The sequence below is a fragment of the Streptomyces sp. MGP-P1 genome, assembly GCF_057766565.1.
The window spans coordinates 883,208-905,609 of the sequence record NZ_JBYMEM010000007.1; the positions used below are offsets into that span (position 1 = coordinate 883,208).

The 22,402-nt window shown below is 72.3% G+C and carries 21 protein-coding genes; 15 read left to right on the plus strand and 6 right to left on the minus strand.

All coding sequences use genetic code 11. From position 1 onward, the window contains the following. The first annotated feature begins 74 nt into the window (after positions 1-74). The gene (hemW, locus tag AC3CH1_RS25530) at positions 75-1,316 is read left to right on the plus strand and encodes a radical SAM family heme chaperone HemW (protein ID WP_488465055.1); all 1,242 of its coding nucleotides are present in this window, start codon (positions 75-77) and stop codon (positions 1,314-1,316) included. A 15-nt stretch (positions 1,317-1,331) separates the two neighbouring features. On the opposite strand, the gene AC3CH1_RS25535 is transcribed toward hemW, so the two are convergent. From AC3CH1_RS25535 to AC3CH1_RS25545, 3 genes are all read right to left on the minus strand, one after another. Then, a complete protein-coding gene (locus AC3CH1_RS25535; RefSeq protein ID WP_488465056.1) occupies positions 1,332-4,208 on the minus strand; it encodes an ABC transporter substrate-binding protein in 2,877 nt (958 codons plus the stop codon). A gap of 160 nt (positions 4,209-4,368) precedes the next feature. Next, positions 4,369-5,187, minus strand: a complete 819-nt coding sequence (locus AC3CH1_RS25540; RefSeq protein WP_488465057.1) for a DUF3097 domain-containing protein — start codon at positions 5,185-5,187, stop codon at positions 4,369-4,371. A 34-nt stretch (positions 5,188-5,221) separates the two neighbouring features. Further along, positions 5,222-6,001, minus strand: a complete 780-nt coding sequence (locus AC3CH1_RS25545; protein ID WP_488465058.1) for an MBL fold metallo-hydrolase — start codon at positions 5,999-6,001, stop codon at positions 5,222-5,224. Between the two features lie 164 nt (positions 6,002-6,165). Between AC3CH1_RS25545 and hrcA the strand changes: the two genes are divergently transcribed. The 7 genes from hrcA to AC3CH1_RS25580 all read left to right on the plus strand — a co-directional run bounded on the left by hrcA (position 6,166) and on the right by AC3CH1_RS25580 (position 12,725). Then, positions 6,166-7,182, plus strand: coding sequence for a heat-inducible transcriptional repressor HrcA (hrcA, locus tag AC3CH1_RS25550; protein WP_361868511.1), 1,017 nt, complete (start codon positions 6,166-6,168; stop codon positions 7,180-7,182). Then, positions 7,183-8,322 carry a molecular chaperone DnaJ gene (gene dnaJ / locus AC3CH1_RS25555; protein ID WP_069754761.1) on the plus strand — a complete coding sequence of 380 codons (1,140 nt, stop codon included), beginning with the start codon at positions 7,183-7,185 and terminating at the stop codon, positions 8,320-8,322. A 132-nt stretch (positions 8,323-8,454) separates the two neighbouring features. Continuing rightward, complete coding sequence (locus tag AC3CH1_RS25560) at positions 8,455-9,528, plus strand: nitronate monooxygenase (RefSeq protein WP_488465059.1); 1,074 nt, start codon at positions 8,455-8,457, stop codon at positions 9,526-9,528. Continuing rightward, entirely contained in the window at positions 9,525-10,271 is a 747-nt protein-coding gene (locus AC3CH1_RS25565; protein WP_488465060.1) for a 16S rRNA (uracil(1498)-N(3))-methyltransferase, read from the plus strand. Before AC3CH1_RS25560 ends, AC3CH1_RS25565 begins: the two co-directional genes overlap by 4 nt. A 91-nt stretch (positions 10,272-10,362) precedes the next feature. Then, the gene (locus tag AC3CH1_RS25570) at positions 10,363-10,722 is read left to right on the plus strand and encodes a histidine triad nucleotide-binding protein (protein ID WP_265601699.1); all 360 of its coding nucleotides are present in this window, start codon (positions 10,363-10,365) and stop codon (positions 10,720-10,722) included. A gap of 15 nt (positions 10,723-10,737) precedes the next feature. After that, a complete protein-coding gene (locus tag AC3CH1_RS25575) occupies positions 10,738-11,652 on the plus strand; it encodes a ribonuclease Z (RefSeq protein WP_488465061.1) in 915 nt (304 codons plus the stop codon). 80 nt (positions 11,653-11,732) lie between these two features. Continuing rightward, on the plus strand, positions 11,733-12,725 hold the full coding sequence (locus tag AC3CH1_RS25580; RefSeq protein ID WP_488465062.1) for an adenosine deaminase: 993 nt from the start codon (positions 11,733-11,735) through the stop codon (positions 12,723-12,725). On the opposite strand, the gene AC3CH1_RS25585 is transcribed toward AC3CH1_RS25580, so the two are convergent. Then, the gene (locus AC3CH1_RS25585; protein WP_488465063.1) at positions 12,710-14,047 is read right to left on the minus strand and encodes an MFS transporter; all 1,338 of its coding nucleotides are present in this window, start codon (positions 14,045-14,047) and stop codon (positions 12,710-12,712) included. The genes AC3CH1_RS25580 and AC3CH1_RS25585 overlap by 16 nt on opposite strands. Positions 14,048-14,460: 413 nt before the next feature. On the opposite strand from AC3CH1_RS25585, the gene AC3CH1_RS25590 reads away from it, so the two are divergent. From AC3CH1_RS25590 to era, 7 genes are all read left to right on the plus strand, one after another. Then, positions 14,461-15,792: a carbohydrate kinase family protein gene (locus AC3CH1_RS25590; protein ID WP_488465064.1), complete on the plus strand. Its 1,332-nt coding sequence runs from the start codon at positions 14,461-14,463 to the stop codon at positions 15,790-15,792. A gap of 177 nt (positions 15,793-15,969) precedes the next feature. Next, positions 15,970-17,028, plus strand: coding sequence for a PhoH family protein (locus AC3CH1_RS25595; RefSeq protein WP_488465065.1), 1,059 nt, complete (start codon positions 15,970-15,972; stop codon positions 17,026-17,028). A 12-nt stretch (positions 17,029-17,040) separates the two neighbouring features. Continuing rightward, positions 17,041-17,538, plus strand: a complete 498-nt coding sequence (gene ybeY / locus AC3CH1_RS25600; protein ID WP_003969265.1) for an rRNA maturation RNase YbeY — start codon at positions 17,041-17,043, stop codon at positions 17,536-17,538. Further along, positions 17,535-18,833: a hemolysin family protein gene (locus tag AC3CH1_RS25605; protein ID WP_488465066.1), complete on the plus strand. Its 1,299-nt coding sequence runs from the start codon at positions 17,535-17,537 to the stop codon at positions 18,831-18,833. The genes ybeY and AC3CH1_RS25605 overlap by 4 nt, the downstream gene beginning before the upstream one ends. Further along, positions 18,830-19,183 carry an MmcQ/YjbR family DNA-binding protein gene (locus AC3CH1_RS25610; protein WP_488465067.1) on the plus strand — a complete coding sequence of 118 codons (354 nt, stop codon included), beginning with the start codon at positions 18,830-18,832 and terminating at the stop codon, positions 19,181-19,183. Before AC3CH1_RS25605 ends, AC3CH1_RS25610 begins: the two co-directional genes overlap by 4 nt. Before the next feature lie 109 nt (positions 19,184-19,292). Continuing rightward, entirely contained in the window at positions 19,293-19,646 is a 354-nt protein-coding gene (locus tag AC3CH1_RS25615) for a cytidine deaminase (protein WP_488465068.1), read from the plus strand. 211 nt (positions 19,647-19,857) lie between these two features. Next, the gene (gene era / locus AC3CH1_RS25620; protein ID WP_488465069.1) at positions 19,858-20,832 is read left to right on the plus strand and encodes a GTPase Era; all 975 of its coding nucleotides are present in this window, start codon (positions 19,858-19,860) and stop codon (positions 20,830-20,832) included. A 51-nt stretch (positions 20,833-20,883) separates the two neighbouring features. Here era and AC3CH1_RS25625 read toward each other — a convergent pair whose 3' ends face one another. Next, positions 20,884-21,150 (minus strand): protealysin inhibitor emfourin, encoded by a 267-nt coding sequence (locus tag AC3CH1_RS25625; protein ID WP_488465070.1) that lies wholly within the window; start codon positions 21,148-21,150, stop codon positions 20,884-20,886. Positions 21,151-21,209: 59 nt separating this feature from the next. Beyond that, complete coding sequence (locus AC3CH1_RS25630; RefSeq protein ID WP_488465071.1) at positions 21,210-22,286, minus strand: M4 family metallopeptidase; 1,077 nt, start codon at positions 22,284-22,286, stop codon at positions 21,210-21,212. Between the last annotated feature and the right edge of the window lie 116 nt (positions 22,287-22,402).

Here is a 22,402-nt window from a genome sequence, read left to right on the forward strand (position 1 = left end):
GGGAGCCACCCGGTCCGGGGAGCCACCCGGTCCGAGAAGCCACCCGGTCCGGGGAGCTCCCGCGGCGAGCGACAATGGTCGGTATGCCTTCCGTACTGCCCGATGGTGAGCCCGTGCCCGACGACGGGGCGCTGCCCCGCCACGCCCTGGAAGGCGCAGCCGACCGCCCACTCGGCTTCTACCTGCACGTCCCCTACTGCGCCACCCGCTGCGGCTACTGCGACTTCAACACCTACACCGCCACCGAGCTGCGCGGCTCCGGCGGGGCCCTGGCCTCCCGCGACAACTACGCCGCCCACCTGATCGAGGAGGTCCGCCAGGCCCGCAAGGTCCTCGGCGACGACCCCCGCCCCGTGCGCACGGTCTTCGTCGGCGGCGGCACGCCCACCCTGCTGCCCGCCGCCGACCTCGTGCGCATGCTGGCGGCGATCAGGGAGGAGTTCGGGCTCGCGGACGACGCGGAGATCACCACCGAGGCCAATCCGGAGTCCGTCGACCCGGCCTACCTCGCCGCGCTCCGCGAGGGCGGCTTCAACCGGGTCTCCTTCGGCATGCAGAGCGCCAAGCAGCACGTCCTGAAGATCCTGGACCGCACGCACACGCCCGGCCGCCCCGAGGCCTGTGTCGCCGAGGCCCGGGCGGCCGGGTTCGACCACGTCAACCTCGACCTGATCTACGGCACCCCCGGCGAGTCCGACGACGACTGGCGGGCCACCCTGGCCGCCGCGATCGGCGCGGGCCCCGACCACGTCTCCGCGTACGCCCTGATCGTCGAGGAGGGCACCCAGCTCGCCCGCCGCATCCGGCGCGGCGAGATCCCGATGACCGACGACGACGCGCACGCCGACCGCTACCTCATCGCGGACGAGGCCTTCGCCGCCGCCGGCTTCGACTGGTACGAGGTCTCCAACTGGGCCACCACCGAGGCGGGCCGTTGCCTGCACAACGAGCTGTACTGGCGCGGCGCCGACTGGTGGGGCGCGGGCCCCGGCGCCCACAGCCACGTCGGCGGGGTCCGCTGGTGGAACGTGAAGCACCCCGGCGCGTACGCCCAGGCGCTCTCCGAGGGCCGCTCACCCGGCGCGGGCCGCGAGATCCTCGGCCAGGAGGACCGCCGGGTCGAGCGCATCCTGCTGGAGCTCCGGCTGCGCGAGGGCTGCCCGCTCTCCCTCCTGAAACCCGACGGCCTCGCCGCCTCCCGCCGCGCCCTGACCGACGGGCTGCTCGCCCCGGAGCCGTACGGGAAGGGCCGCGCGGTCCTCACCCTGCGCGGGCGGCTCCTGGCCGACGCCGTCGTCCGCGACCTCGTCGACTGACCCGGCCGGGGCCCCTCACGGTCGGCAGTCCTTCGCCGTCAGCGGGGGCGCGACCCCGGCCGGCTTACCGCAGACCAGGGTCCGCTCGGCGCTCGGCCCGGGCCGGACCACCTTGACGATGTTGAGGCCGTGCACGTTGTCGGAGACCGAGGACCTCGCCCGGCTGAACGAGACCGTCCCCGTCGGCATGTTGTTGAGGTCCACCGTGTGCAGCGTCGCCCAGGTCTCCGCCGCACTTCGACGCTGGTCGCCGCGGGCCGCCGCGTCGTACAGGGCGGCCGTCGCGCTGTAGGAGATGACGGTCTGCCCGCTGGCGAACAGGCCGTCCTCGTACGCCGGACGCCCCGACGCCAGCGCGATGATCTCCCCCTCGGGGTGCAGCGCCCGCAGCGTGCGGTACGCGTCCCCGTAGAAACCGAGGTTCTTTCCCCGGTCCAGTGGGGCGAGCGAGCTGTGGTAGAGCGTGACGTTGGCCGCGATCGAGGTGCTGTCGTCGAACGTCCCCTTCGTCAGATCGTCCCCCGTGAACACCGTCATCCGCCGGTCGGAGCAGCCGGTGGTCTCCGACAGGCCCCGCATCAGCGTCGGTACGTCCTCGACCCGCCCCGCGAAGTACAGCGCGTCGGGGACCCGTTCGGCCCGGCAGATGGTCGTCAGCGGGGCGTTCAGGCTCGCCCCGCCCGGCAGGTCGTACGGCACGTCCTTGCCCAGATCGAAGCCCGCGTCGTGCAGCATCTGCCGGCCCGCGTCCCGCTGCTCGGCGGTGTAACGGTCCAGGTCCCCGTTGCGGTCCTCGCGCGACAGTACGAGCGCGTGCGGGCGGTCGAGGTCCTTCGCGATCTGGCGGGCGACCAGCCCCAGCGCGTGCGTCTGCTCCTCGTCCGTCGCCGCGAGGCCGAAGTAGTTGGGGAAGTCCCGGGGCAGGTCGCTGCTGGAGTTCGTCGTGTTCACCACCGGCAGCCCGGCCTCGCGCAGCAGCTTCGTCGCGTTGTCGCTCTCGTCGGTGTTGCGGCCGAGACCGACCACGCCGACCACCGTCGGATCCCGCCGGGCCGCCTCGATGATCTTCCGCACGGCGGTGAGCTGCCGCAGCATGTCCTCGCCGCCGTTCGCGGTCAGCACCCGCAGCTTCACCGACCGGCGCACGGTCTTGTTCACCGCCCGCTGCTGGAGATAGACGCCGGTCAGCTCCTCCAGGCCCTTGCGGGTCTCCTCCCGGTCCTTGCCCGTGGCGGTGAGCGGACCGGCGTACACGACCGTCACGTACGTGTCGCCCGGTTCGATGTCATCGTTCTCGTCCCGGATCGCCTGCTCGATCCGCTCGAAGGTGATGCCCTTCCCGGCCCCGTTCAGCTCCAGGCCGTTGCCCCGCGCGAAGAACACCTCGGGGGCGGTCGCCACCCCCACGCACTCCCGGTCGTCGCCCTTCCCGGCCCAGATCGCGTCCGTGTTGCGGTCGGTCAGCGGCCCGTGGCAGTACGTGTCGCGCCAGTGCCCGGCCCACAGGAACGCCCCCAGCAGACTTCCCACGACGAGCACGGCGACGCTCGCCCGCGACATCACCCACCACGCCCAGGTCCGCCGCACCCGGTGGGTGACGAGCTGCGCGTGCGCGTGCTCGTGGGTCAGCTTCTCGGTGGACAGCGGCAGCAGCAGCACCCACGCCAGGGTCGCCGCCGCCCCCGGCGACTGGCCCAGACTCAGATCGTCGACCCAGCGCTCGTAGCGGGCCCGCGCCCCGGACGAACCGGACGGCGCACCGGACCCCGGCCGCTCCGGGGGCAGCGGCGGCGTGTGCCGCATGATCTCGGGGGCCTGGAGCGAGGCGAGCAACAGCAGCGGATCCACCTCGCTGCGCCGCGACCGCACGCTGTTGATCGCGTTGATCAGCAGAATGCCGCCGTTGTCCTGGGTCGCCCGGGGCAGGAACACCACCGGCGGGACCGTGCGCTTGCTGCGCCGCCAGTCCAGGGAGTGCGGGCGGTAGTTGTGCCGCAGATCCTCCAGCAGCGCCTGCACCCGCAGCTCAAGATGGAACTGGCGCGCGTACTCGTCGCCCGCCCCCGCGTCCGCCACCCGCTCCGCGACCGCCGCCGCCCGCGCCCGGATCACCCGCCACGAACCGCTCGGCGACAGCCACGACCAGCCGTCGGAGGGATAGCCGGTGCTGGAGGCGGCCAGGGACGAGGTGGTGGCGAACCACCGGCTGGCCCGGCGCAGCCACAGCAGCGGCGGCGCGGCCCGGCTCGCCAGGCCCACCACGGCGAGCCCGATCAGCGCGAGGCCCGCCACCAGGGCCGTCAGCAGCCAGTCGATCTCCCCGAGCAACACGCTGAGCAGGGCGATGAAGAGCGCGCCGACGAACGTCTCGGGCCGCACCGACTGCCGCAGCGAGGCCCACCGGGTGCCCCCGCGCGGCCGGCCGGACCGCCAGCGCAGCCGGCTCAGCTGCTCCAGGATCCGCTCCTCGCGCACCTCGGAGGTGTTCCCGTCGGACTGCTCGACCACCGTCGCGGTGGCCTGCTCGATCGCCCCGAGGAGCCGGGAGCGGGGAAAGGCGAACGTCTTGTACTGGGTGTTCTCGCGGGTCTCCCACGGCTTCTCGGAGAGGGTGCGCACCATGGCGAGCGCCGCCTCGTACGGGGTCGCCCCCTCGCCGTCCAGCAGCCGCACCGGCACCCGGCGCAGCTCGTTGGCCCGGTGCACCTGATGCACGAGCTGCTCCACCCGCGCGTCGATCTCCGGCCCGGCCCCAGCGTCCGCCGCCTGGACCACCACGAGCGGCATCACCGGCCGGTTGACCCGGTAGCGGTCGATCAGCTGCTGTATCAGGTGGAAGACGGCCGAGGCCGCCTCGTTGTCCGCACTGTCCCGCCAGACCTCGCGCGCCATCGGTACCCGCCCTTCCCCCGTGAGCCCTCCGGCCCGTGAACCGCCCGCCCGTTCCCCCACCTCAATAACCGATGGTGCTTGTGGGACGCAGGCATGCATAGGGATCGGTACGCAATCCTCTGCGACAGTCCTGCAACAGGCCGGAATCAGGCCCCGGACATCAGTCCGGAAGGGTGACGAAGTCGATCAATTCCTCTACCCGGCCCAGCAGTTGGGGTTCAAGGTCCTTGTAGCTGCGGACCTTGGACAGGATGTGCTGCCAGGCCGCCCCGGTGTTCTCGGGCCACCCCAGCGCCCGGCACACGCCCGTCTTCCAGTCCTGCCCCCTCGGCACCACCGGCCACGCGTCGATCCCCACCGAGGACGGCTTCACCGCCTCCCACACGTCGATGTACGGGTGCCCCACCACCAGCACATGGTCCCCGGTCACCCGCTCGGCGATCCGGGACTCCTTGGAGCCGGGCACCAGATGGTCCACCAGCACCCCCAGCCGGGCGTCCGGCCCCGGCGCGAACTCCCCGACGATCGCCGGCAGGTCGTCCACCCCCTCCAGGTACTCCACGACCACGCCCTCGATGCGCAGGTCGTCACCCCACACCCGCTCCACCAGCTCCGCGTCGTGCCGGCCCTCCACATAGATCCGCCCGGCCCGCGCCACCCGGGCCCGCGCCCCGGGCACCGCCACCGAACCGGAGGCCGTACGGGTGGGACGCACCGGGCCGCCGGGGCCCGGGCGCACCAGCGTGACGGCCTTGCCCTCCAGCAGGAAGCCGCGCGGCTCCATCGGGAACACCCGGTGCTTGCCGAAGCGGTCCTCCAGGGTCACCGTCGGCCCCTGGGCCGTCTTCTCGCAGCGGATCACCGCCCCGCAGAAGCCGGTGGAGACCTCCTCCACAACCAGATCGGGCTCGGCGGGCACCTCGGGCACGGGGGCGGACCGCTTCCACGGCGGGGTCAGGTCCGGCTGGTAGCTGCGCATGGCACGACGATATTCGCCGTACCCGCGTCAGGGCTCATCCCACGTCGAGTCCAGCGTCGAGGTTCACGTCGGGCTCCCCGTCGAGGTCCACCCCGAAGCGCGCCGCCAGCGACGCCCGCTGCGCCCGCACGAACGCCGCGTCCACCACCGCCCCGTGCCCCGGCACGTACAGCGCGCCCTCGCCGCCCAGCGCCAGCAGCCTCCCCAGCGCGGCCGGCCAGCGCGAGGTGATCGCGTCCCGGCCCGCCTGCGGCTCGCCCGACTCCTCGACCAGATCACCGCAGAACACCACCGGAGGCTCGTCGCCCGTGCCCGGCACCAGCGCCGCGAGGTCATGGCCGCTGTGGCCGGGGCCCACGTTCGCCAGCAGCACCTGACGGCCGCCGCCCAGGTCCAGCGTCCAGTCGCCGCACACCTCGTGGTGCGGGACCACCGGCGTGTCCGCCGACCGGGCCGCCTCGCCCTCCGGCACCCCGTGGCGCACCGCCGAGGCGCACAGGCTCTCCGCCCCGCCGCGCAGCAGCGCCGCCACGCCCACCGCCCCGTAGACCTGGGCCCCGGCGAACGCGGCGGTGCCCAGCACATGATCGAAGTGCGGGTGGCTCAGTGCGATATGCGTCACCCTCCGCCCGAGCAGCGCCTCGGCCTGCCGCCGCAGCTCGACCCCTTCGCGCAGCGTGGCGCCGGTGTCGTACAGCAACGCGCCGTTGTCCCCGGCGACCAGCGCGGCGGTGGCGTCCCAGCCGGGGAGGCGCCGCCTGCCGATACCGTTGCCCAACCGCTCCCAGCCGAAGTCTTCCCAAGCGACGTCCATACCAGGACGCTATCGGCAACGACCTGCGCGGTCTCGTGGAGGCGTGGCCGGTCGCCCTTGCCCCCGCCCCACCCCACCCCCGTACACTGACTGCGGGGATTGCTGGCACTCGAACGCACCGAGTGCCAGACAGACACCGAGAGACACAGCTGGAGGTGTGCGCGATGCTCAGCGAACGCAGACTCGAAGTGCTGCGCGCCATCGTCCAGGACTACGTCGGCACCGAGGAGCCCGTCGGCTCCAAGGCGCTGACCGAGCGGCACCGGCTGGGGGTCTCCCCGGCCACCGTCCGCAACGACATGGCGGTGCTGGAGGACGAGGGCTTCATCGCCCAGCCGCACACGAGCGCGGGACGCATCCCGACCGACAAGGGGTACCGCCTCTTCGTCGACAGGCTCGCGGGCGTCAAGCCGCTGTCCTCGCCCGAGCGCCGGGCCATCCAGAACTTCCTGGACGGCGCGGTCGACCTCGACGACGTGGTCGGCCGGACGGTGCGGCTGCTCGCGCAGCTGACCCGGCAGGTCGCCGTCGTGCAGTACCCCTCGCTGACCCGCTCGACGGTGCGGCACGTGGAACTGCTGGCGCTCGCCCCCGCCCGGCTGATGCTCGTCCTGATCACGGACACGGGCCGGGTCGAACAGCGTATGATCGACTGCCCTGCGCCCTTCGGCGAGGCATCGCTCGCGGATCTGCGGGCCCGGCTCAACAGCCGGGTCGTCGGACGCCGCTTCGCGGATGTCCCGCAGCTGGTGCAGGAGCTGCCGGAATCCTTCGACAGCGAGGACCGAGGGACGGTTTCCACGGTCCTTTCCACCCTCCTCGAAACTTTGGTCGAGGAGACGGAGGAGCGGCTGATGATCGGCGGCACCTCCAACCTCACCCGCTTCGGACACGACTTCCCGGTGATGATCCGGCCGGTGCTGGAAGCACTGGAGGAACAGGTCGTCCTGCTGAAGCTGCTCGGTGAGGCCACGGACTCCGGCATGACCGTACGGATCGGGCACGAGAACGCCCACGAGGGGCTCAACTCCACGTCCGTCGTCGCGGTCGGCTACGGTTCGGGCGACGAGGCAGTCGCCAAACTCGGCGTGGTCGGACCGACCCGCATGGACTACCCCGGAACGATGGGAGCGGTACGCGCAGTGGCACGTTACGTCGGACAGATCCTGGCGGAGTCGTAAGTGGCCACGGACTACTACGCCGTACTCGGCGTGCGCCGCGACGCATCTCAGGACGAGATCAAGAAGGCATTCCGTCGGCTCGCTCGCGAGCTGCACCCGGATGTCAACCCGGACCCGAAGACCCAGGAGCGGTTCAAGGAGATCAACGCCGCTTACGAGGTGCTCTCGGACCCGCAGAAGAAGCAGGTCTACGACCTCGGCGGCGACCCCCTCTCCGCCAGTGGCGGCGGTGGTGGCGCGGGCGGTTTCGGAGCCGGCGGCTTCGGCAACTTCTCCGACATCATGGACGCGTTCTTCGGCAACGCCGCACAGCGCGGGCCCCGTTCGCGGACCCGGCGGGGCCAGGACGCCATGATCCGGCTGGAGATCGACCTCAACGAGGCGGCCTTCGGCACCACCAAGGACATCCAGGTCGACACGGCCGTCGTCTGCAACACCTGCAGCGGCGAGGGCGCGGCCCCCGGCACGTCCGCCCAGACCTGTGACATGTGTCGCGGCCGCGGCGAGGTCTCGCAGGTCACCCGGTCCTTCCTGGGCCAGGTCATGACCTCGCGGCCCTGCCCGCAGTGCCAGGGTTTCGGCACGGTCGTGCCCACCCCGTGCCCGGAGTGCGCCGGCGACGGCCGCATCCGCTCGCGGCGCACCCTGACCGTGAAGATTCCCGCGGGCGTCGACAACGGCACCCGTATCCAGCTGGCCGGCGAGGGCGAGGTCGGCCCCGGCGGCGGCCCGCCCGGCGATCTGTACGTGGAGATCCACGAGCTGCCGCACGCCGTGTTCCAGCGGCGCGGCGACGATCTGCACTGCACGGTCACCGTCCCCATGACGGCCGCGGCCCTCGGCACCAAGTGTCCGCTGGAGACCCTGGACGGCCTGGAGGACATCGACATCAGGCCGGGCACCCAGTCCGGCCAGTCCGTTCCCCTGCACGGGCGCGGCATCACGCACCTGCGGGGCGGCGGCCGGGGCGACCTGATCGTGCACGTCGAGGTGATGACCCCGTCCAAGCTCGACGCGGAACAGGAGCGGCTGCTGCGGGAGCTGTCCAAGCTGCGCGGCGAGGAGCGGCCCCTCGGCCAGTTTCAGCCAGGTCAGCAAGGGCTCTTCTCCCGGCTGAAGGACGCGTTCAACGGCCGCTGAGCCGCTTTTCGCCTTTCACCGCACCGCCCGCCGGTCCCGAACCGGCGGGCGGTGCGGCGTACGGCGGCAGAACCGGTCACGCCGCCGCTGGCTGATTCGGCCCCGTTGCACAGGACATGGCACGATGCGGTCATGTCCTCCGAGTTGACCGATCTCTGCCGGTATCCGATCGTGCAGGCCCCCATGGCGGGCGGCGCGTCCGGACCCCAGCTCGCCGGGGCCGTCGCCGAAGCCGGCGGGCTCGGATTCCTGGCCGCCGGGTACAAAACGGCGGACGGCATGTACAACGAGATCAAACAGCTGCGCCGGCTCACCGGCGGGCCGTTCGGCGTCAACCTCTTCATGCCGCAGCCCGCGCTCGCCGACCCCAGCGCCGTCGAGGTCTACCGCCACCAGCTCGCCGGTGAGGCCACCTGGTACGAGACCCCGCTCGGCGACCCGGACAGCAGCGGCGACGACGGCTACGAGGCGAAGGTCGCGATCCTGCTGGAGGACCCCGTCCCGGTGGTCTCCTTCACCTTCGGCTGCCCCACCCGCGACACCCTGGACGCCTTCGCCAGGGCCGGGACGCACACCATCGTCACGGTCACCTCCGCCGAGGAGGCCCAGAGCGCCCAGTGGGCGGGCGCCGACACCGTCTGCGTCCAGGGCGTCGAGGCGGGCGGCCACCAGTCCACCCACCGCGACGACCCGCAGCTCGACCAGACCGGCACCGGGCTGCTCTCCCTCATCACCCAGGTCCGCGAGACCGTGCAGATCCCGATCGTCGCCACCGGCGGCCTGATGCGCGGCGCGCAGATCGCCGCCGTCCTCGCGGCGGGCGCGGACGCCGCCCAGCTCGGCACCGCCTTCCTGGTCTGTCCCGAGTCCGGGGCGCACCCGCTGCACAAGCAGGCCCTGACCAACCCGCTGTTCGTCCGCACCGAGCTGACCCGCGCCTTCTCCGGGCGGCCCGCCCGCGGCCTGGTCAACCGCTTCGTCCGCGAACACGGCCCCTACGCCCCCGCCGCCTACCCCCAGGTCCACTACGTCACCAGCGGGCTGCGCCTGGCCGCCGCCAAGGCCGGGGACGCCCAGGGCATGGCCCTGTGGGCCGGACAGGGCCACCGGATGGCCCGGGAACTGCCCGCCGGCGAGCTCATCGAGCTGCTCGCCGCCGAACTGGAGGCCGCCCGGTCGGCCCTGAGCATGAGGAGCCCCCGGTGACCGCACCGGTCTTCGTCGTCGAACGGATGCCCACCGGGCCGGAGTTCGTCCTGGAGGGACCCGAGGGGCGGCACGCCGTCTCCGTGAAGCGGCTCCACCCCGGCGAGGACGTCGTCCTCACCGACGGCCTCGGCCACTGGGCGGAGGGCGTCGTGCGGGCCGCCGAGGGCAAGGACCGGCTCACGGTCACCGGCCTCGACACCCTCCACGAGGAGCCCGCGCCCAGCCCGCGCATCACCGTCGTCCAGGCGCTCCCCAAGGGCGACCGGGGCGAGCTGGCGGTCGAGACGATGACCGAGACCGGTGTCGACGCGATCGTGCCCTGGCAGGCGGCCCGCTGCATCACCCAGTGGAGGGGCGACCGGGGAGCCAAGGCCCTGACGAAGTGGCGCGGCACGGCACGGGAAGCGGGCAAGCAGTCCCGCCGGGTGCGCTTCCCCGAGGTGACCGAGGCCATGACGACCAAGCAGGTCGCCGCCCTCCTCGCCGCCGCCGACTTCGCCGGGGTCCTCCACGAGGACCGCGACCACGACAGCACCCCCCTCGCCACCGCCGAACTCCCCGCCGAGGGCAGACTCGTGCTCGTCGTCGGACCGGAGGGCGGCGTCTCCCCGCAGGAGCTGACCCTCTTCGCCGAGGCGGGCGCCCGCCCCTACCGGCTCGGCCGCAGCGTCCTGCGCACCTCCACCGCCGGGACGGCCGCGACCGCGCTGCTGCTGGGGCGTACGGGGCGTTGGGGCTGAACACGGTCCGGAGGGCCGGGGATAGCATGCCCCTGTACTGATCACCTGATCACCTGTACCGACTCACCAGCGAACGAGGAGGCCCGGAGCCATGGCGGGAGAGCCGCAGTCCGACTGCCTGTTCTGCAAGATCGTCTCGGGAGACATCCCGGCGACCATCGTCCGCGAGAGCGAGACCACCGTCGCCTTCCGCGACATCAACCCGCAGGCCCCGACCCACGTCCTGGTCATCCCGAAGGCCCACTACCCGGACGCCGCCTCCCTCGCCGCCGCCGAACCGCTCATCGCCGCGGACGTCCTGCGCGAGGCCGGAGAGGTCGCCGCCGAGGAGAAGGTCGACGGCAGCGGCTACCGGATCATCCTCAACACGGGCTCCGGCGCCGGCCAGACCGTCTTCCACGCCCACGCGCACGTCCTGGGCGGCCGCGGCCTCCAGTGGCCCCCCGGATAACGGAGCTGCCCGACCATGTCCGTACGCGAGCTGGTGGTGCTCGGCACCGCCAGCCAGGTCCCGACCCGGCACCGTAACCACAACGGCTATCTGCTGCGCTGGGACGGCGAGGGCATCCTCTTCGACCCCGGCGAGGGCACCCAGCGGCAGATGCTGCGGGCCGGGGTCGCCGCGCACGACATCGACCGGATCTGCGTCACCCACTTCCACGGCGACCACTCCCTCGGGCTCGCCGGGGTGATCCAGCGGATCAACCTCGACCAGGTGCCGCACCCGGTGACCGCGCACTACCCGGCGAGCGGGCAGCACTTCTTCGACCGGCTGCGGTACGCCACCGCCTACCGCGAGACCGTCGAGCTGAACCAGGCCCCGGTCGCCGGGACCGGCGGGGTCCTCGCCACCACCCCCGCGTACACCCTGGACAGCGCGAAGCTCTCGCACCCCGTCGAGTCGTACGGCTACCGCCTCACCGAGCCCGAGACCCGGCGCATGCTGCCCGCCCTGCTGAAGGAACACGCCATCGCCGGACCGGACGTGGGCCGCCTCCAGCGCGACGGCGTCCTCGGCGGCGTCACGCTGGAGCAGGTCTCCGAGGAGCGGCGCGGGCAGCGGTTCGCGTTCGTCATGGACACCCGGCTCTGCGACGGGGTGTACGCGCTCGCCGACGGCTGCGACCTGCTCGTCATCGAGTCGACCTTCCTCGACGAGGACGAGAGGCTGGCCGTCGACCACGGGCACCTGACCGCCGGGCAGGCCGCCCGGGTGGCGAAGGAGTCGGGCGTCCGCCACCTCGTGCTCACCCACTTCTCCCAGCGCTACGGCGACCCGGAGCTCTTCGAGACCCAGGCCCGCGCCGCCGGGTTCGACGGCGAACTCACCATCGCCCAGGACCTGATCCGGGTCCCGGTCCCCTCCCGCCACCACCCCTGACTCGCCACCGCCCTCGATCCGCCCCCACCTCCTGTCCACCCCCGCCCCTGACCCGACCCCACCCCTGTTTGCGAGACACCGTGCACCTCCCCAAGGCAGAACTCCACCTCCACATCGAAGGCACCCTCGAACCCGAGCTGGCCTTCGCCCTCGCGGAGCGCAACGGCGTGGCCCTGCCCTACGCCACCGCCGACGAACTGCGCGCCGCCTACCGGTTTGAGGACCTCCAGTCCTTCCTCGACCTGTACTACGCGCTGATGGCCGTCCTGCGCACCGAGGACGACTTCGCCGAACTCGTCGACGCCTACCTCGCCCGCGCTGCCGCCCAGGGCGTGCGGCACGCCGAGATCTTCTTCGACCCGCAGGCCCACACCGCCCGGGGCGTCCCGATCGGCACCGTCATCGAGGGGATCGGCCGGGCACTGGAGCGCAGCGAGGAGACCCACGGGGTCTCCACCCAGCTGATCATGTGCTTCCTGCGCGACCTGTCCGCCGAATCGGCCCTCGGCACCCTGGACGCGGCGAAGCCGTACCTGCACCGGATCAGCGCGATCGGCCTGGACTCCGCCGAGGTCGGCCACCCGCCCGCCAAGTTCCGCGAGGTCTACGAGGCGGCCACCGCCCTCGGCCTGCGCAAGGTGGCCCACGCGGGCGAGGAGGGCCCGCCGGAGTACATCAGGCAGGCCCTGGACGTCCTGGGCGTCGAGCGCGTCGACCACGGACTGCGCTGCCTGGAGGACCCGGAGCTGGTGGAGCGGCTGGTCGCCGACCGGGTGCCGCTCACGCTCTGCCCGCTGTCCAACGTGCGGCTGCGCACGGTCGACAAGCTCGCGGACCACCCCCTGCCGGCGATGCTGGCCGCCGGACTCCACTGCACGGTGAACTCCGACGACCCCGCCTACTTCGGCGGGTACGCCGGAGACAACTTCGACGCCGTCCGCGACGCGCTCGCCCTGGAGCCGGAGCAGCTGCGCACCCTGGCCCGCAACTCCTTCGAGGCGGCCTTCCTCGACCACGACGAGGAGCGCAGGGCCCGCTATCTGTCCGAGGTCGAGGCCTACGCGTTCGACTGACCGGAACCGCCGTCCGGACCGGCCGTCCGGATCGCGCTGCGCACCAGCCTGCGCCGCAGGGCCGGGACCCGCAGCTCCGTGACGGCCTGCTCCGGTGAGCCGAGCTTCGGCACCGCGCCGGGCAGGCTTCCCGTGGTGGCGGCGAGCAGGGCCGCCGGGGCGCCACCGCGACGACGCACCGAGCCGGGCACCAGCGGACGGCCGCCGGTGTGCAGCGCCACGGCGGTCACCGGGGCGGCGACCAGCAGGGTGGCCGCCCCCAGGATCAGCCCCATCGTGGGATAGCCGGCCTCCGCGGAGAGCACGCTGCCCAACAGCGGACCGCAGGCCACCCCCACGGAGGAGGCGGAGCCCGCCAGCACCGCCCACCGGCCTCGCACGTCCAGGGAGGCGGCAAGACCGATGAGGTAGGAGAGGACCACCGGGTAGAAGGCGTTCCACACGATCTCCCCGGTCGCGAACGATCCGAGATCCCGGGCCGAAGAACTGAGCACGATGCTCGCCGCGATGACCAGGGTCCCCAGTCCGATCGGCACCGCCCGGCCGAGCCGCGCGCCGAGGATCCCCGCGCCCGTCACACCGAGCAGCCCCGCGCCGAGCGCCGCGGCGAACACCGCGCCGACGGTGACCTCGGACAGCCCCACCTGGACCGCGCCGATGCGGCTGCTCACACCCCAGAGCGCGTTCTGCGCCATCGACCAGACGAGCATGCCGCCCGCCAGGACGAGCCCGGAGCGGCGGTGCGGGAGCCGGCCGGCGACCGGGGAGGCCGACTCCTCCGCCGCCGTCGCCCCGCCGAGCCGGGCGGTCGCGGGCCAGACGAGCAGGGCGACCAGGGCGATCGCGGCGAACGGAAGCCGGTGGCCGCCGCCCAGGTGGGGGATGGTCAGGTAGAGGACGCCCGCGGTGGCGGACACGGTGAGCAGTCCCAGCGAGGACGTCCGGTGCGGGTCGCGCCGGGCGGCGATCCCGGCCGCGGCGACCGCCGTCGCCGTGCCGGAGCCGAAGCCGCCGACGACCACGCCGAGCACCACCAGCGGCACGGACGCGGCGAGCGCGGCGCCCCCGTAACCGACGGCGGCCAGCACCAGGCCGAGGCGGGCGGGGGTGCGTGCCCCGTACCGCTCGACCCGGCCCGCCAGGGAGAAGCCGGCGCCGGCCGAGCTGAGCAGCAGGGCGCTGCCGACCAGGCCGGCCTGGGCGGGGCTCAGCCCCAGTTGGGCGCTGAGCCGGCCGACGATGGTGGGGAGCAGGTAGGAGGCGAGGTAACCGGCGGTGAACACGGCCACCAGGGGCCACGCGGCACCAGGGCGCGAGGACATGGGCGTTCCTGAAGACATGCCTGAGGCAGGCAGGGGGGAGGGGGGAGGGGTGGAGCGGGGCACGGCGGAGCGAGCGGCGCCCGCGAAGGCAGGCGACGGCACGCGGGTACGACAGGGTTTTACAGCGGAATGCTGAGATATGCGGCTCTCGTCGGAGAAGGTCCCCGAAGGTGCTCGCGGGGCAATTTGTATCAAGCGCTTCCGGCTCCCCGGAAGCCGCCCCGCTGTGATCTGGGCCACTTATGTGTTTATGCGGGTGAAACTCGGGTATTAGCGCATGTTTATGCAGGTCAGGCGTGCTGCGAACACATGGGCGTGGACACTGCGTTCGCCCGGGCGCATCGGGCAGACTGGCCGCACCGCACACGGTCCGGATCCGGCCGAGATCCGCCGCACGACACCGGGAGCGCACGGTGAGCACAGACACTCCGGGCATCGACCCGCTGCGGGCGCTGCGCGCCCCCCGGGACCCCGCCTGCGACGTCTTCCTGACGGGCCCGGTCTTCCTCGACATCATCTTCACCGGCCTGGACAGCGCCCCCGTGCGCGGCACCGAGTCCTGGGCGCGGGGGATGGGCTCCAGCCCCGGCGGCGTCGCCAACATGGCCACCGCCCTCGCCCGCCTCGGCCTGCACACCTCCCTCGCCGCCGCTTTCGGCGACGACCACTACGGGGAGTACTGCTGGGACGCCCTCGAACAGGGCGAGGGCATCGACCTGTCGATGTCGCACACCGTCCCCGGCTGGCACTCCCCGGTCACCGTCTCCATGGCGTACGAGGGTGAGCGCACGATGGTCTCGCACGGCCACGAGGCACCCGCTCCGACCGGAACGCCCGCCGGAGCCTCCGCGCCCACGGGAACAGGCACCCCCACCGGAGCCCCCGCCCCCGCCGGAATCTCCGCGCCCACGGGAACAGACGCCCCCACCGGAGCCCCCGCCCCCGCCGGAGCCTCCGCGCCCACGGGAACAGGCGCCCCCGCCGGAGCCCCCGCCCCCGCCGGAGCCTCCGCCCCCGCCGGAACCTCCGTGTCCACCGCACCAGGTGCCCCCGCCGGAACACCCGTCCCCGCCCCGGCCTTCCCGCACTGCCCGCCGCGTGCCCGTGCCGCCGTCGCCTCGCTCGCTCCGGGCCGGTGCGAGCCCTGGGTGGCCACCGCCGCCCGCAACGGCGCGCTGATCTTCGCCGACGTCGGCTGGGACGAGACCGGCCGCTGGGACCTGGACGCCCTGCCCGACCTGGCGCACTGCGAGGCGTTCCTGCCCAACGCCGAGGAGGCGATGCGCTACACCCGCACCGACTGCCCGCGCGCCGCCGCCCACGCTCTCGCCGAACGGGTGCCGCTCGCCGTGGTCACCCTAGGAGCCGAGGGCGCGTACGCGGTGGACGGCCGCACCGGCGTCGCCGCGGCCGTGCCCGCCATCGAGGTGGAGGCGCTCGACCCCACCGGCGCCGGGGACGTCTTCGTCGCCGGCTTCGTGACCGGCACCCTCGCAGACTGGCCGCTCGCCGACCGGCTCGCCTTCGCCGGGCTCACCGCCGCCCTCTCGGTCCAGGAGTTCGGCGGCTCGCTCTCCGCCCCCGGCTGGACCGAGGTCGCCGCCTGGTGGCAGCTGATCCGCACCTGCGCGAGCCAGGACCCCGCAGCCCTGGAGCGCTACGCCTTCCTGGACGACCTCGTGCCCGCCACGGCCCGCGCCTGGCCGCTGCGGCGCGCGGTGCCCACGATCGGCTTCCGCCAGTGACCGGCTTCCGCAAGTGACCGGCCTCCGGCCACTGACCGGTCTCGGGCGCGAGTCGCACACATGGGCGGTAAAAGCGCTCCGCGTTGTCACCGCCAGGTCGTAGGCTTGGTGGTCCAGAGGTTGTCGAGCAGCGAGAACCCTGCAACGGGAGGTATGCGCAGGCCCGAGGGCCGGCCCATGACTCAGACACCCACACAGCCGCAGGCGCGTGCCCAGATCAGGATCCCGGCCGCACACCCCATGGTGATGCTCCTGGGATCGGGTGACTCGCTGTTGCGCGTGATCGAAGAGGCTTTCCCGGCGGCCGACATCCACGTCCGGGGCAACGAGATCAGTGCCACGGGCGAGGCCGCCGACGTCGCTCTCATCCAACGCCTGTTCGACGAGATGATGCTCGTGCTCCGTACCGGAGCGCCGATGACGGAGGACGCTGTGGAACGGTCGATCGCCATGCTCAGGGCGGCCGGCGGGGGAGAGTCCGGGGGCGAGACGCCCGCCGAGGTGCTCACGCAGAACATCCTCTCCAACCGCGGCCGGACCATCCGCCCCAAGACGCTCAACCAGAAGCGGTACGTCGACGCGATCGACGAGCACACGATCGTGTTCGGCATCGGCCCCGCCGGTACGGGCAAGACCTACCTCGCCATGGCCAAGGCCGTCCAGGCACTCCAGTCGAAGCAGGTCAGCCGGATCATCCTGACCCGGCCCGCGGTCGAGGCGGGGGAGCGGCTCGGCTTCCTGCCGGGCACCCTGTTCGACAAGATCGACCCGTATCTGCGCCCGCTCTACGACGCCCTGCACGACATGCTCGACCCCGACTCGATCCCGCGGCTGATGGCGGCGGGCACGATCGAGGTCGCGCCGCTGGCGTACATGCGTGGCCGCACCCTGAATGACGCGTTCATCATCCTCGACGAGGCGCAGAACACCAGCGCCGAGCAGATGAAGATGTTCCTCACCCGCCTCGGCTTCGACTCCAAGATCGTCATCACCGGTGACGTCACCCAGGTCGACCTGCCGAGCGGCACCAAGAGCGGGCTGCGGCAGGTCCAGGACATCCTGGAGGGCCTGGACGACGTGCACTTCTCGCGGCTCACCTCCCAGGATGTCGTCCGGCACAAGCTCGTCGGCCGTATCGTCGACGCGTACGAGAAGTACGACAGCCGAAACGGTCAGCAGGACGGTCAGGCGGAAGGCCGCGAAGACGGCCGACGCGACCGCCGTAAAGGGAAGTAGTCGCAGCGCACCATGTCGATCGACGTCAACAACGAGTCCGGAACCGAGGTCGACGAGCAGGCGATCCTCGACATCGCCCGCTACGCACTGGCCCGGATGCGGATCCACCCGCTGTCCGAGCTCTCGGTGATCGTGGTGGACACCGACGCCATGGAGCAGCTGCACATCCAGTGGATGGACCTCCCCGGTCCGACCGATGTCATGTCCTTCCCGATGGACGAGCTGCGTCCGCCGGCCAAGGACGACGAGGAGCCCCCGCAGGGGCTCCTCGGTGACATCGTGCTCTGCCCGGAGGTCGCGAAGAAGCAGGGCGAAGAGGCTCCGACGCAGCACTCCATGGACGAGGAGCTCCAGCTCCTGACCGTCCACGGAGTGCTGCACCTGCTGGGGTACGACCACGAGGAGCCGGACGAGAAGGCCGAGATGTTCGGTCTCCAGGCCGCCATCGTGGACGGCTGGCGCGGGGAGCACGGGCTCACCGGCGCGTCCCCCGCCCCCACCGTCTCGTGAGCGCGCCCCTGATCGTCGGGGCCGTGCTGCTGGTCGTCGTCGGCTGGCTGGCCGCCTGCGCCGAGGCCGGTATCGCCCGCACCTCCAGCTTCCGGGCGGACGAGGCTGTCCGGTCCGGCCGGCGCGGCAGCGCGAAGCTGGCGCAGATCGCGGCCGACCCGACCCGCTATCTCAACGTCGCCCTGCTGGTGCGGGTCGCCTGCGAGATGTCCGCCGGGGTCCTCGTCACCTACGCCTGCCTCCAGGAGCTGCCCGAGACCTGGGAGGCGCTGGCCGTCGCGATGGGCGTGATGGTGCTCGTCAGCTACGTCGCCATCGGCGTCTCCCCGCGCACCATCGGCCGCCAGCACCCGCTGAACACGGCCACGGCATCCGCGTACGTCCTGGTGCCGCTGGCCAGGATCATGGGGCCGATCCCGCAGCTGCTGATCCTCGTCGGCAACGCGCTGACCCCCGGCAAGGGGTTCCGCAAGGGGCCGTTCGCCAGCGAGGCCGAGCTGCGCGCCATGGTCGACCTCGCCGAGGCGGAGTCGCTCATCGAGGACGACGAGCGCCGCATGGTGCACTCGGTCTTCGAGCTGGGCGACACCCTGGTCCGCGAGGTCATGGTGCCGCGCACCGACCTCGTCTCCATCGAGCGCTACAAGACGATCCGGCAGGCCCTCACCCTCGCCCTGCGCTCCGGCTTCTCCCGGATCCCGGTCACCGGCGAGAACGAGGACGACGTCGTCGGCATCGTCTACCTCAAGGACCTGGTGCGCAAGACGCACATCAACCGCGAGTCCGAGGCCGACCCGGTCTCCACCGCGATGCGCCCCGCCGCCTTCGTCCCCGACACCAAGAACGCCGGGGACCTGCTGCGCGAGATGCAGCAGGACCGCAGCCACGTCGCGGTCGTCATCGACGAGTACGGCGGCACCGCGGGCATCGTCACCATCGAGGACATCCTGGAGGAGATCGTCGGCGAGATCACCGACGAGTACGACCGGGAGCTGCCGCCCGTCCAGGAGCTGGGGGACGGCTGCTACCGGGTCACCGCCCGGCTCGACATCGGGGACCTCGGCGATCTCTTCGACCTCGACGAGTACGACGACGAGGACGTGGAGACCGTCGGCGGCCTGCTCGCCAAGGCGCTCGGCCGGGTCCCGATCGCCGGCGCGTCCGCCGCCGTCGAGCTGCCCGACGGCCGCAGGCTCCGGCTCACGGCGGAATCCCCCGCGGGCCGCCGGAACAAGATCGTCACGGTGCTCGTGGAGCCGGAGCACCAGGAGACCGAGGAGAAGGAAGAGGAATGACACCGGAGCGGCTGCGGGCCTTCTGCCTGGAGTTCAACGCGAGCGTGGAGGAGTTCCCGTTCGGCCCGGAGACCTCCGTCTTCAAGGTGCTCGGCAAGATGTTCGCCCTCACCGCCCTGGACGGACAGCCGCTCACCGTCAACCTCAAGTGCGATCCCGACGAGGCGATCCGGCTGCGCGAGACGCACCCCGCGATCGTGCCCGGCTGGCACATGAACAAGCGCCACTGGAACACGGTCACCGTCTCCGGCGTCCCGGACCGGCTGCTGCGCGAGCTGGTCGAGGACTCCTACGACCTGGTGGTCGCCAAACTCCCGAAGGCGGAGCGGCTGCGGCTGGACCGCCCGTAGGGAACGCGTGGACGCGTACGGTGCCGGGGCGACCGGTCCGGGACAGCCGGACGCTCCGGGCAACCGGGGCGACCTGTGCGGGCCCCCGCCCGCTTCGTATGCTCGTGCCATGACCGACACCACGGAGCTCGACGCCGAGGACCGCAAGATCGTCACCCTGGCGCGCAGCGCCCGTGCCCGCAACGGGGTGCCCGAGGGCGCGGCCGTTCGCGACGAGACGGGACGTACGTATGTCGCGGGCACGGTGGCGCTGGACTCGCTGAAGCTCAGCGCCCTGCAGACCGCCGTCGCCATGGCGGTGGCCAGCGGCGCCACGTCGCTGGAGGCGGCCGCGGTCGTCTCCGCCGCCGAGACGCCCTCGGACGACGACCGGGCCGCGGTGCGGGACCTCGGCGGACCGGAGACCCCGGTGCTGCTCGCGGGTCCGGACGGCACGCTGCGGGTCCGCCTCACGGCGGGCTGATCGGAGCCGTCGGCGCCCGGATCCACCTGCGGGTGAACGGGCCCACCGTTCCCGCGCTCCGTGGCTCCTCGCCGGGGTGCTCGCCGTGCTCGTCGCCGCCGGAGGGACCCTGCGGGCACGGGCCCGCCGACGCCGTACCCGTACGGACTGAGACGGCCGTGACCGGTCTCGCGCGGCCCTCTGTGCTCCGCCGCCGCCGGGATCGGGGAGAATGGTCGCCATGAGCGCTCGACCGAACCAAGAATCCGCTGCCGCGCAAGCGGAGACCACCTCCCCCCACCGGGCAGGCTTCGCCTGCTTCGTGGGCCGCCCCAACGCCGGCAAGTCCACCCTCACGAACGCTCTCGTCGGTCAGAAGGTGGCGATCACCTCCAATCGCCCCCAGACCACGCGGCACACGGTGCGCGGCATCGTGCACCGTGACGACGCGCAGCTGATCCTGGTCGACACCCCCGGCCTCCACAAGCCGCGCACCCTCCTGGGCGAGCGGCTCAACGACGTCGTGCGGACCACCTGGGCCGAGGTCGACGTCATCGGCTTCTGCCTGCCCGCCGACCAGAAGCTCGGCCCCGGCGACAAGTACATCGTCAAGGAGCTCGCGGGGATCAAGAAGACCCCCAAGATCGCCATCATCACCAAGACCGACCTGGTCGAGTCGAAGGCGCTGGCCGAGCAGCTCCTCGCGATCTCCGCGCTCGCCGACGAGCTGGGCTTCGAGTGGGCCGAGATCATTCCCGTCTCGGCGGTGAAGGACCAGCAGGTCGGCCTGCTCGCCGACCTCATCGCCCCGCTGCTGCCCGTGAGCCCGCCGCTCTACCCGGAGGGCGACCTCACCGACGAGCCGGAGATGGTCATGGTCGCGGAGCTGATCCGCGAGGCGGCGCTGGAGGGCGTACGCGACGAGCTGCCGCACTCCATCGCGGTCGTCGTCGAGGAGATGCTGCCGCGCACGGACCGTCCGGCGGACAAGCCGCTGCTGGACATCCACGCCAACGTCTACATCGAGCGCCCCAGCCAGAAGGGCATCATCATCGGCCCGAAGGGCCAGCGGCTGAAGGACGTCGGCACCAAGTCCCGCAAGCACATCGAGGCACTGCTCGGCACGCCGGTCTTCCTGGACCTGCACGTGAAGGTCGCCAAGGACTGGCAGCGCGATCCCAAGCAGCTGCGGAAGCTGGGGTTCTAGGCCCTGATCCGCCCGACATGTCCTGGGCGGGTCCGACAGAAGGTGCCGATCTCACGCGCCCTCCTTGAGGACGCGTGAGATCAGCGTGCGCTGCGCCCCGGTCAGATCGGGGTCAGCGCAGTACACGGTGCGGTCCCCGACGGTGATCTCGTACCGGAAGCCGTCCGGTACTCCCGTCGTCGGGGTGTCCCGCGCGGAGTCGAGCGCCTCCTCGGCGAGCGCGTGCCACTCCGCGGCGTCCGCCCGGCCCTCGGTGTCGACCTCACTGCGGCGGGCGATGCCGGCGAAGCCGCCGGTCCTGCTGACCTGAATACGCATGGGGTCCTGTCTATCGGGGGCCGCGCGGGTGCTCAACCCCGCCTCCTCGGCGGGCCGGATCACGCCCGGGTCGGAACGCCCACCTCCGACCAGGCCTTCAGGACCGCCTCCCGCTCGTCCGCCGCGCCGAAGCGGTCGCCCGCCGCCGCGACCGTCAGCCGGGCGAACTCCGCGAAGTCCGCGTTCGCCGTCAGCTCGCCGCCGGTCAGCACGTCGAACCAGATCTGTCCCGCACGCTCCCAGGAGTTGCCGCCCAGCGCGGTGGCCAGGAGGTGGAACGCCCGGTTGGGAATGCCGGAGTTGAGGTGGACCCCGCCGTTGTCCTCCTCCGTCTCGATGTAGTCCGCCATGGAGCCCGGCTGCGGGTCCTTGCCGAGGACGTCGTCGTCGTACGCCGTGCCCGGGGCCTTCATCGAGCGCAGCGCGTCCCCGCTGACCCGGGGCGCCAGCAGGCCGGCCCCGATCAGCCAGTCGGCCTGCTCCGCGCTCTGGCCCAGCGAGTACTGCTTCACCAGCGAGCCGAAGACGTCGGACACCGACTCGTTGAGCGCGCCCGACTGGCCCTCGTAGCGCAGGTTGGCGGTGTGCTGTGTCAGGCCGTGGGCCAGCTCGTGGGCGATCACGTCGACCGCGACGGTGAAGTCGAGGAAGATCTCCCCGTCGCCGTCCCCGAAGACCATCTGCTCGCCGTCGAAGAACGCGTTGTTGTACTCCTCGCCGTAGTGCACGGAGCCGATCAGCGGCATCCCCTTGCCGTCGATCGAGCTGCGCCCGTACGCCGAGAGCAGCAGCTCGAAGGTGGCGCCGAGGCCGGCGTACGCGCGGTTGACGCTGGCGTCCGAGGTGGGCTTGTCGCCCTCGTCGCGGACCAGGCGGCCGGGCAGGGTGGTGCCGTTCCGGCAGTCGTACAGGGTGCGGTGGGGTTTGGTGGGGACCGCGCCCGCGCCGGGGGTGCTCGGGACGGCGGCGAGGGCCGTCGTGCGGCGGCGGTCGCGGCGGAGGCCGTCGGCCGCCAGGGTGCGACGGGCCGGCTCCGCGAGCCGGGCGTCGGCGGACCGGGACAGGTGATCGAGGACGTGGGGCGGAACGATGGTGCAGAAGACGGGGTGGAGATCGCCGTCGGTTCGAAGGTGCATAAAACGACTGTGGCACTCCGTCACGGCTCTGTCACTGGTTGCGACGATGATTGACGAAATGGAGTGATGAGTCACTGTTTACCCGTCATCGATGCCCGGTCCCGCATACTGATACG

What these genes read in the sequence shown, in the direction of transcription:
- AC3CH1_RS25610 (WP_488465067.1), top strand. Translation starts at nt 18,830, where the DNA reads ATGACACCGGAGCGGCTGCGGGCCTTCTGCCTGGAGTTCAACGCGAGC.
- hemW (WP_488465055.1), top strand. Translation starts at nt 75, where the DNA reads ATGGTCGGTATGCCTTCCGTACTGCCCGATGGTGAGCCCGTGCCCGAC.
- AC3CH1_RS25545 (WP_488465058.1), bottom strand. Translation starts at nt 6,001, where the DNA reads ATGGACGTCGCTTGGGAAGACTTCGGCTGGGAGCGGTTGGGCAACGGT.
- AC3CH1_RS25535 (WP_488465056.1), bottom strand. Translation starts at nt 4,208, where the DNA reads ATGGCGCGCGAGGTCTGGCGGGACAGTGCGGACAACGAGGCGGCCTCG.
- AC3CH1_RS25625 (WP_488465070.1), bottom strand. Translation starts at nt 21,150, where the DNA reads ATGCGTATTCAGGTCAGCAGGACCGGCGGCTTCGCCGGCATCGCCCGC.
- ybeY (WP_003969265.1), top strand. Translation starts at nt 17,041, where the DNA reads ATGTCGATCGACGTCAACAACGAGTCCGGAACCGAGGTCGACGAGCAG.
- AC3CH1_RS25585 (WP_488465063.1), bottom strand. Translation starts at nt 14,047, where the DNA reads ATGTCCTCGCGCCCTGGTGCCGCGTGGCCCCTGGTGGCCGTGTTCACC.
- AC3CH1_RS25615 (WP_488465068.1), top strand. Translation starts at nt 19,293, where the DNA reads ATGACCGACACCACGGAGCTCGACGCCGAGGACCGCAAGATCGTCACC.
- AC3CH1_RS25575 (WP_488465061.1), top strand. Translation starts at nt 10,738, where the DNA reads ATGTCCGTACGCGAGCTGGTGGTGCTCGGCACCGCCAGCCAGGTCCCG.
- AC3CH1_RS25595 (WP_488465065.1), top strand. Translation starts at nt 15,970, where the DNA reads ATGACTCAGACACCCACACAGCCGCAGGCGCGTGCCCAGATCAGGATC.
- AC3CH1_RS25570 (WP_265601699.1), top strand. Translation starts at nt 10,363, where the DNA reads ATGGCGGGAGAGCCGCAGTCCGACTGCCTGTTCTGCAAGATCGTCTCG.
- hrcA (WP_361868511.1), top strand. Translation starts at nt 6,166, where the DNA reads ATGCTCAGCGAACGCAGACTCGAAGTGCTGCGCGCCATCGTCCAGGAC.
- AC3CH1_RS25560 (WP_488465059.1), top strand. Translation starts at nt 8,455, where the DNA reads ATGTCCTCCGAGTTGACCGATCTCTGCCGGTATCCGATCGTGCAGGCC.
- AC3CH1_RS25540 (WP_488465057.1), bottom strand. Translation starts at nt 5,187, where the DNA reads ATGCGCAGCTACCAGCCGGACCTGACCCCGCCGTGGAAGCGGTCCGCC.
- AC3CH1_RS25630 (WP_488465071.1), bottom strand. Translation starts at nt 22,286, where the DNA reads ATGCACCTTCGAACCGACGGCGATCTCCACCCCGTCTTCTGCACCATC.
- era (WP_488465069.1), top strand. Translation starts at nt 19,858, where the DNA reads ATGGTCGCCATGAGCGCTCGACCGAACCAAGAATCCGCTGCCGCGCAA.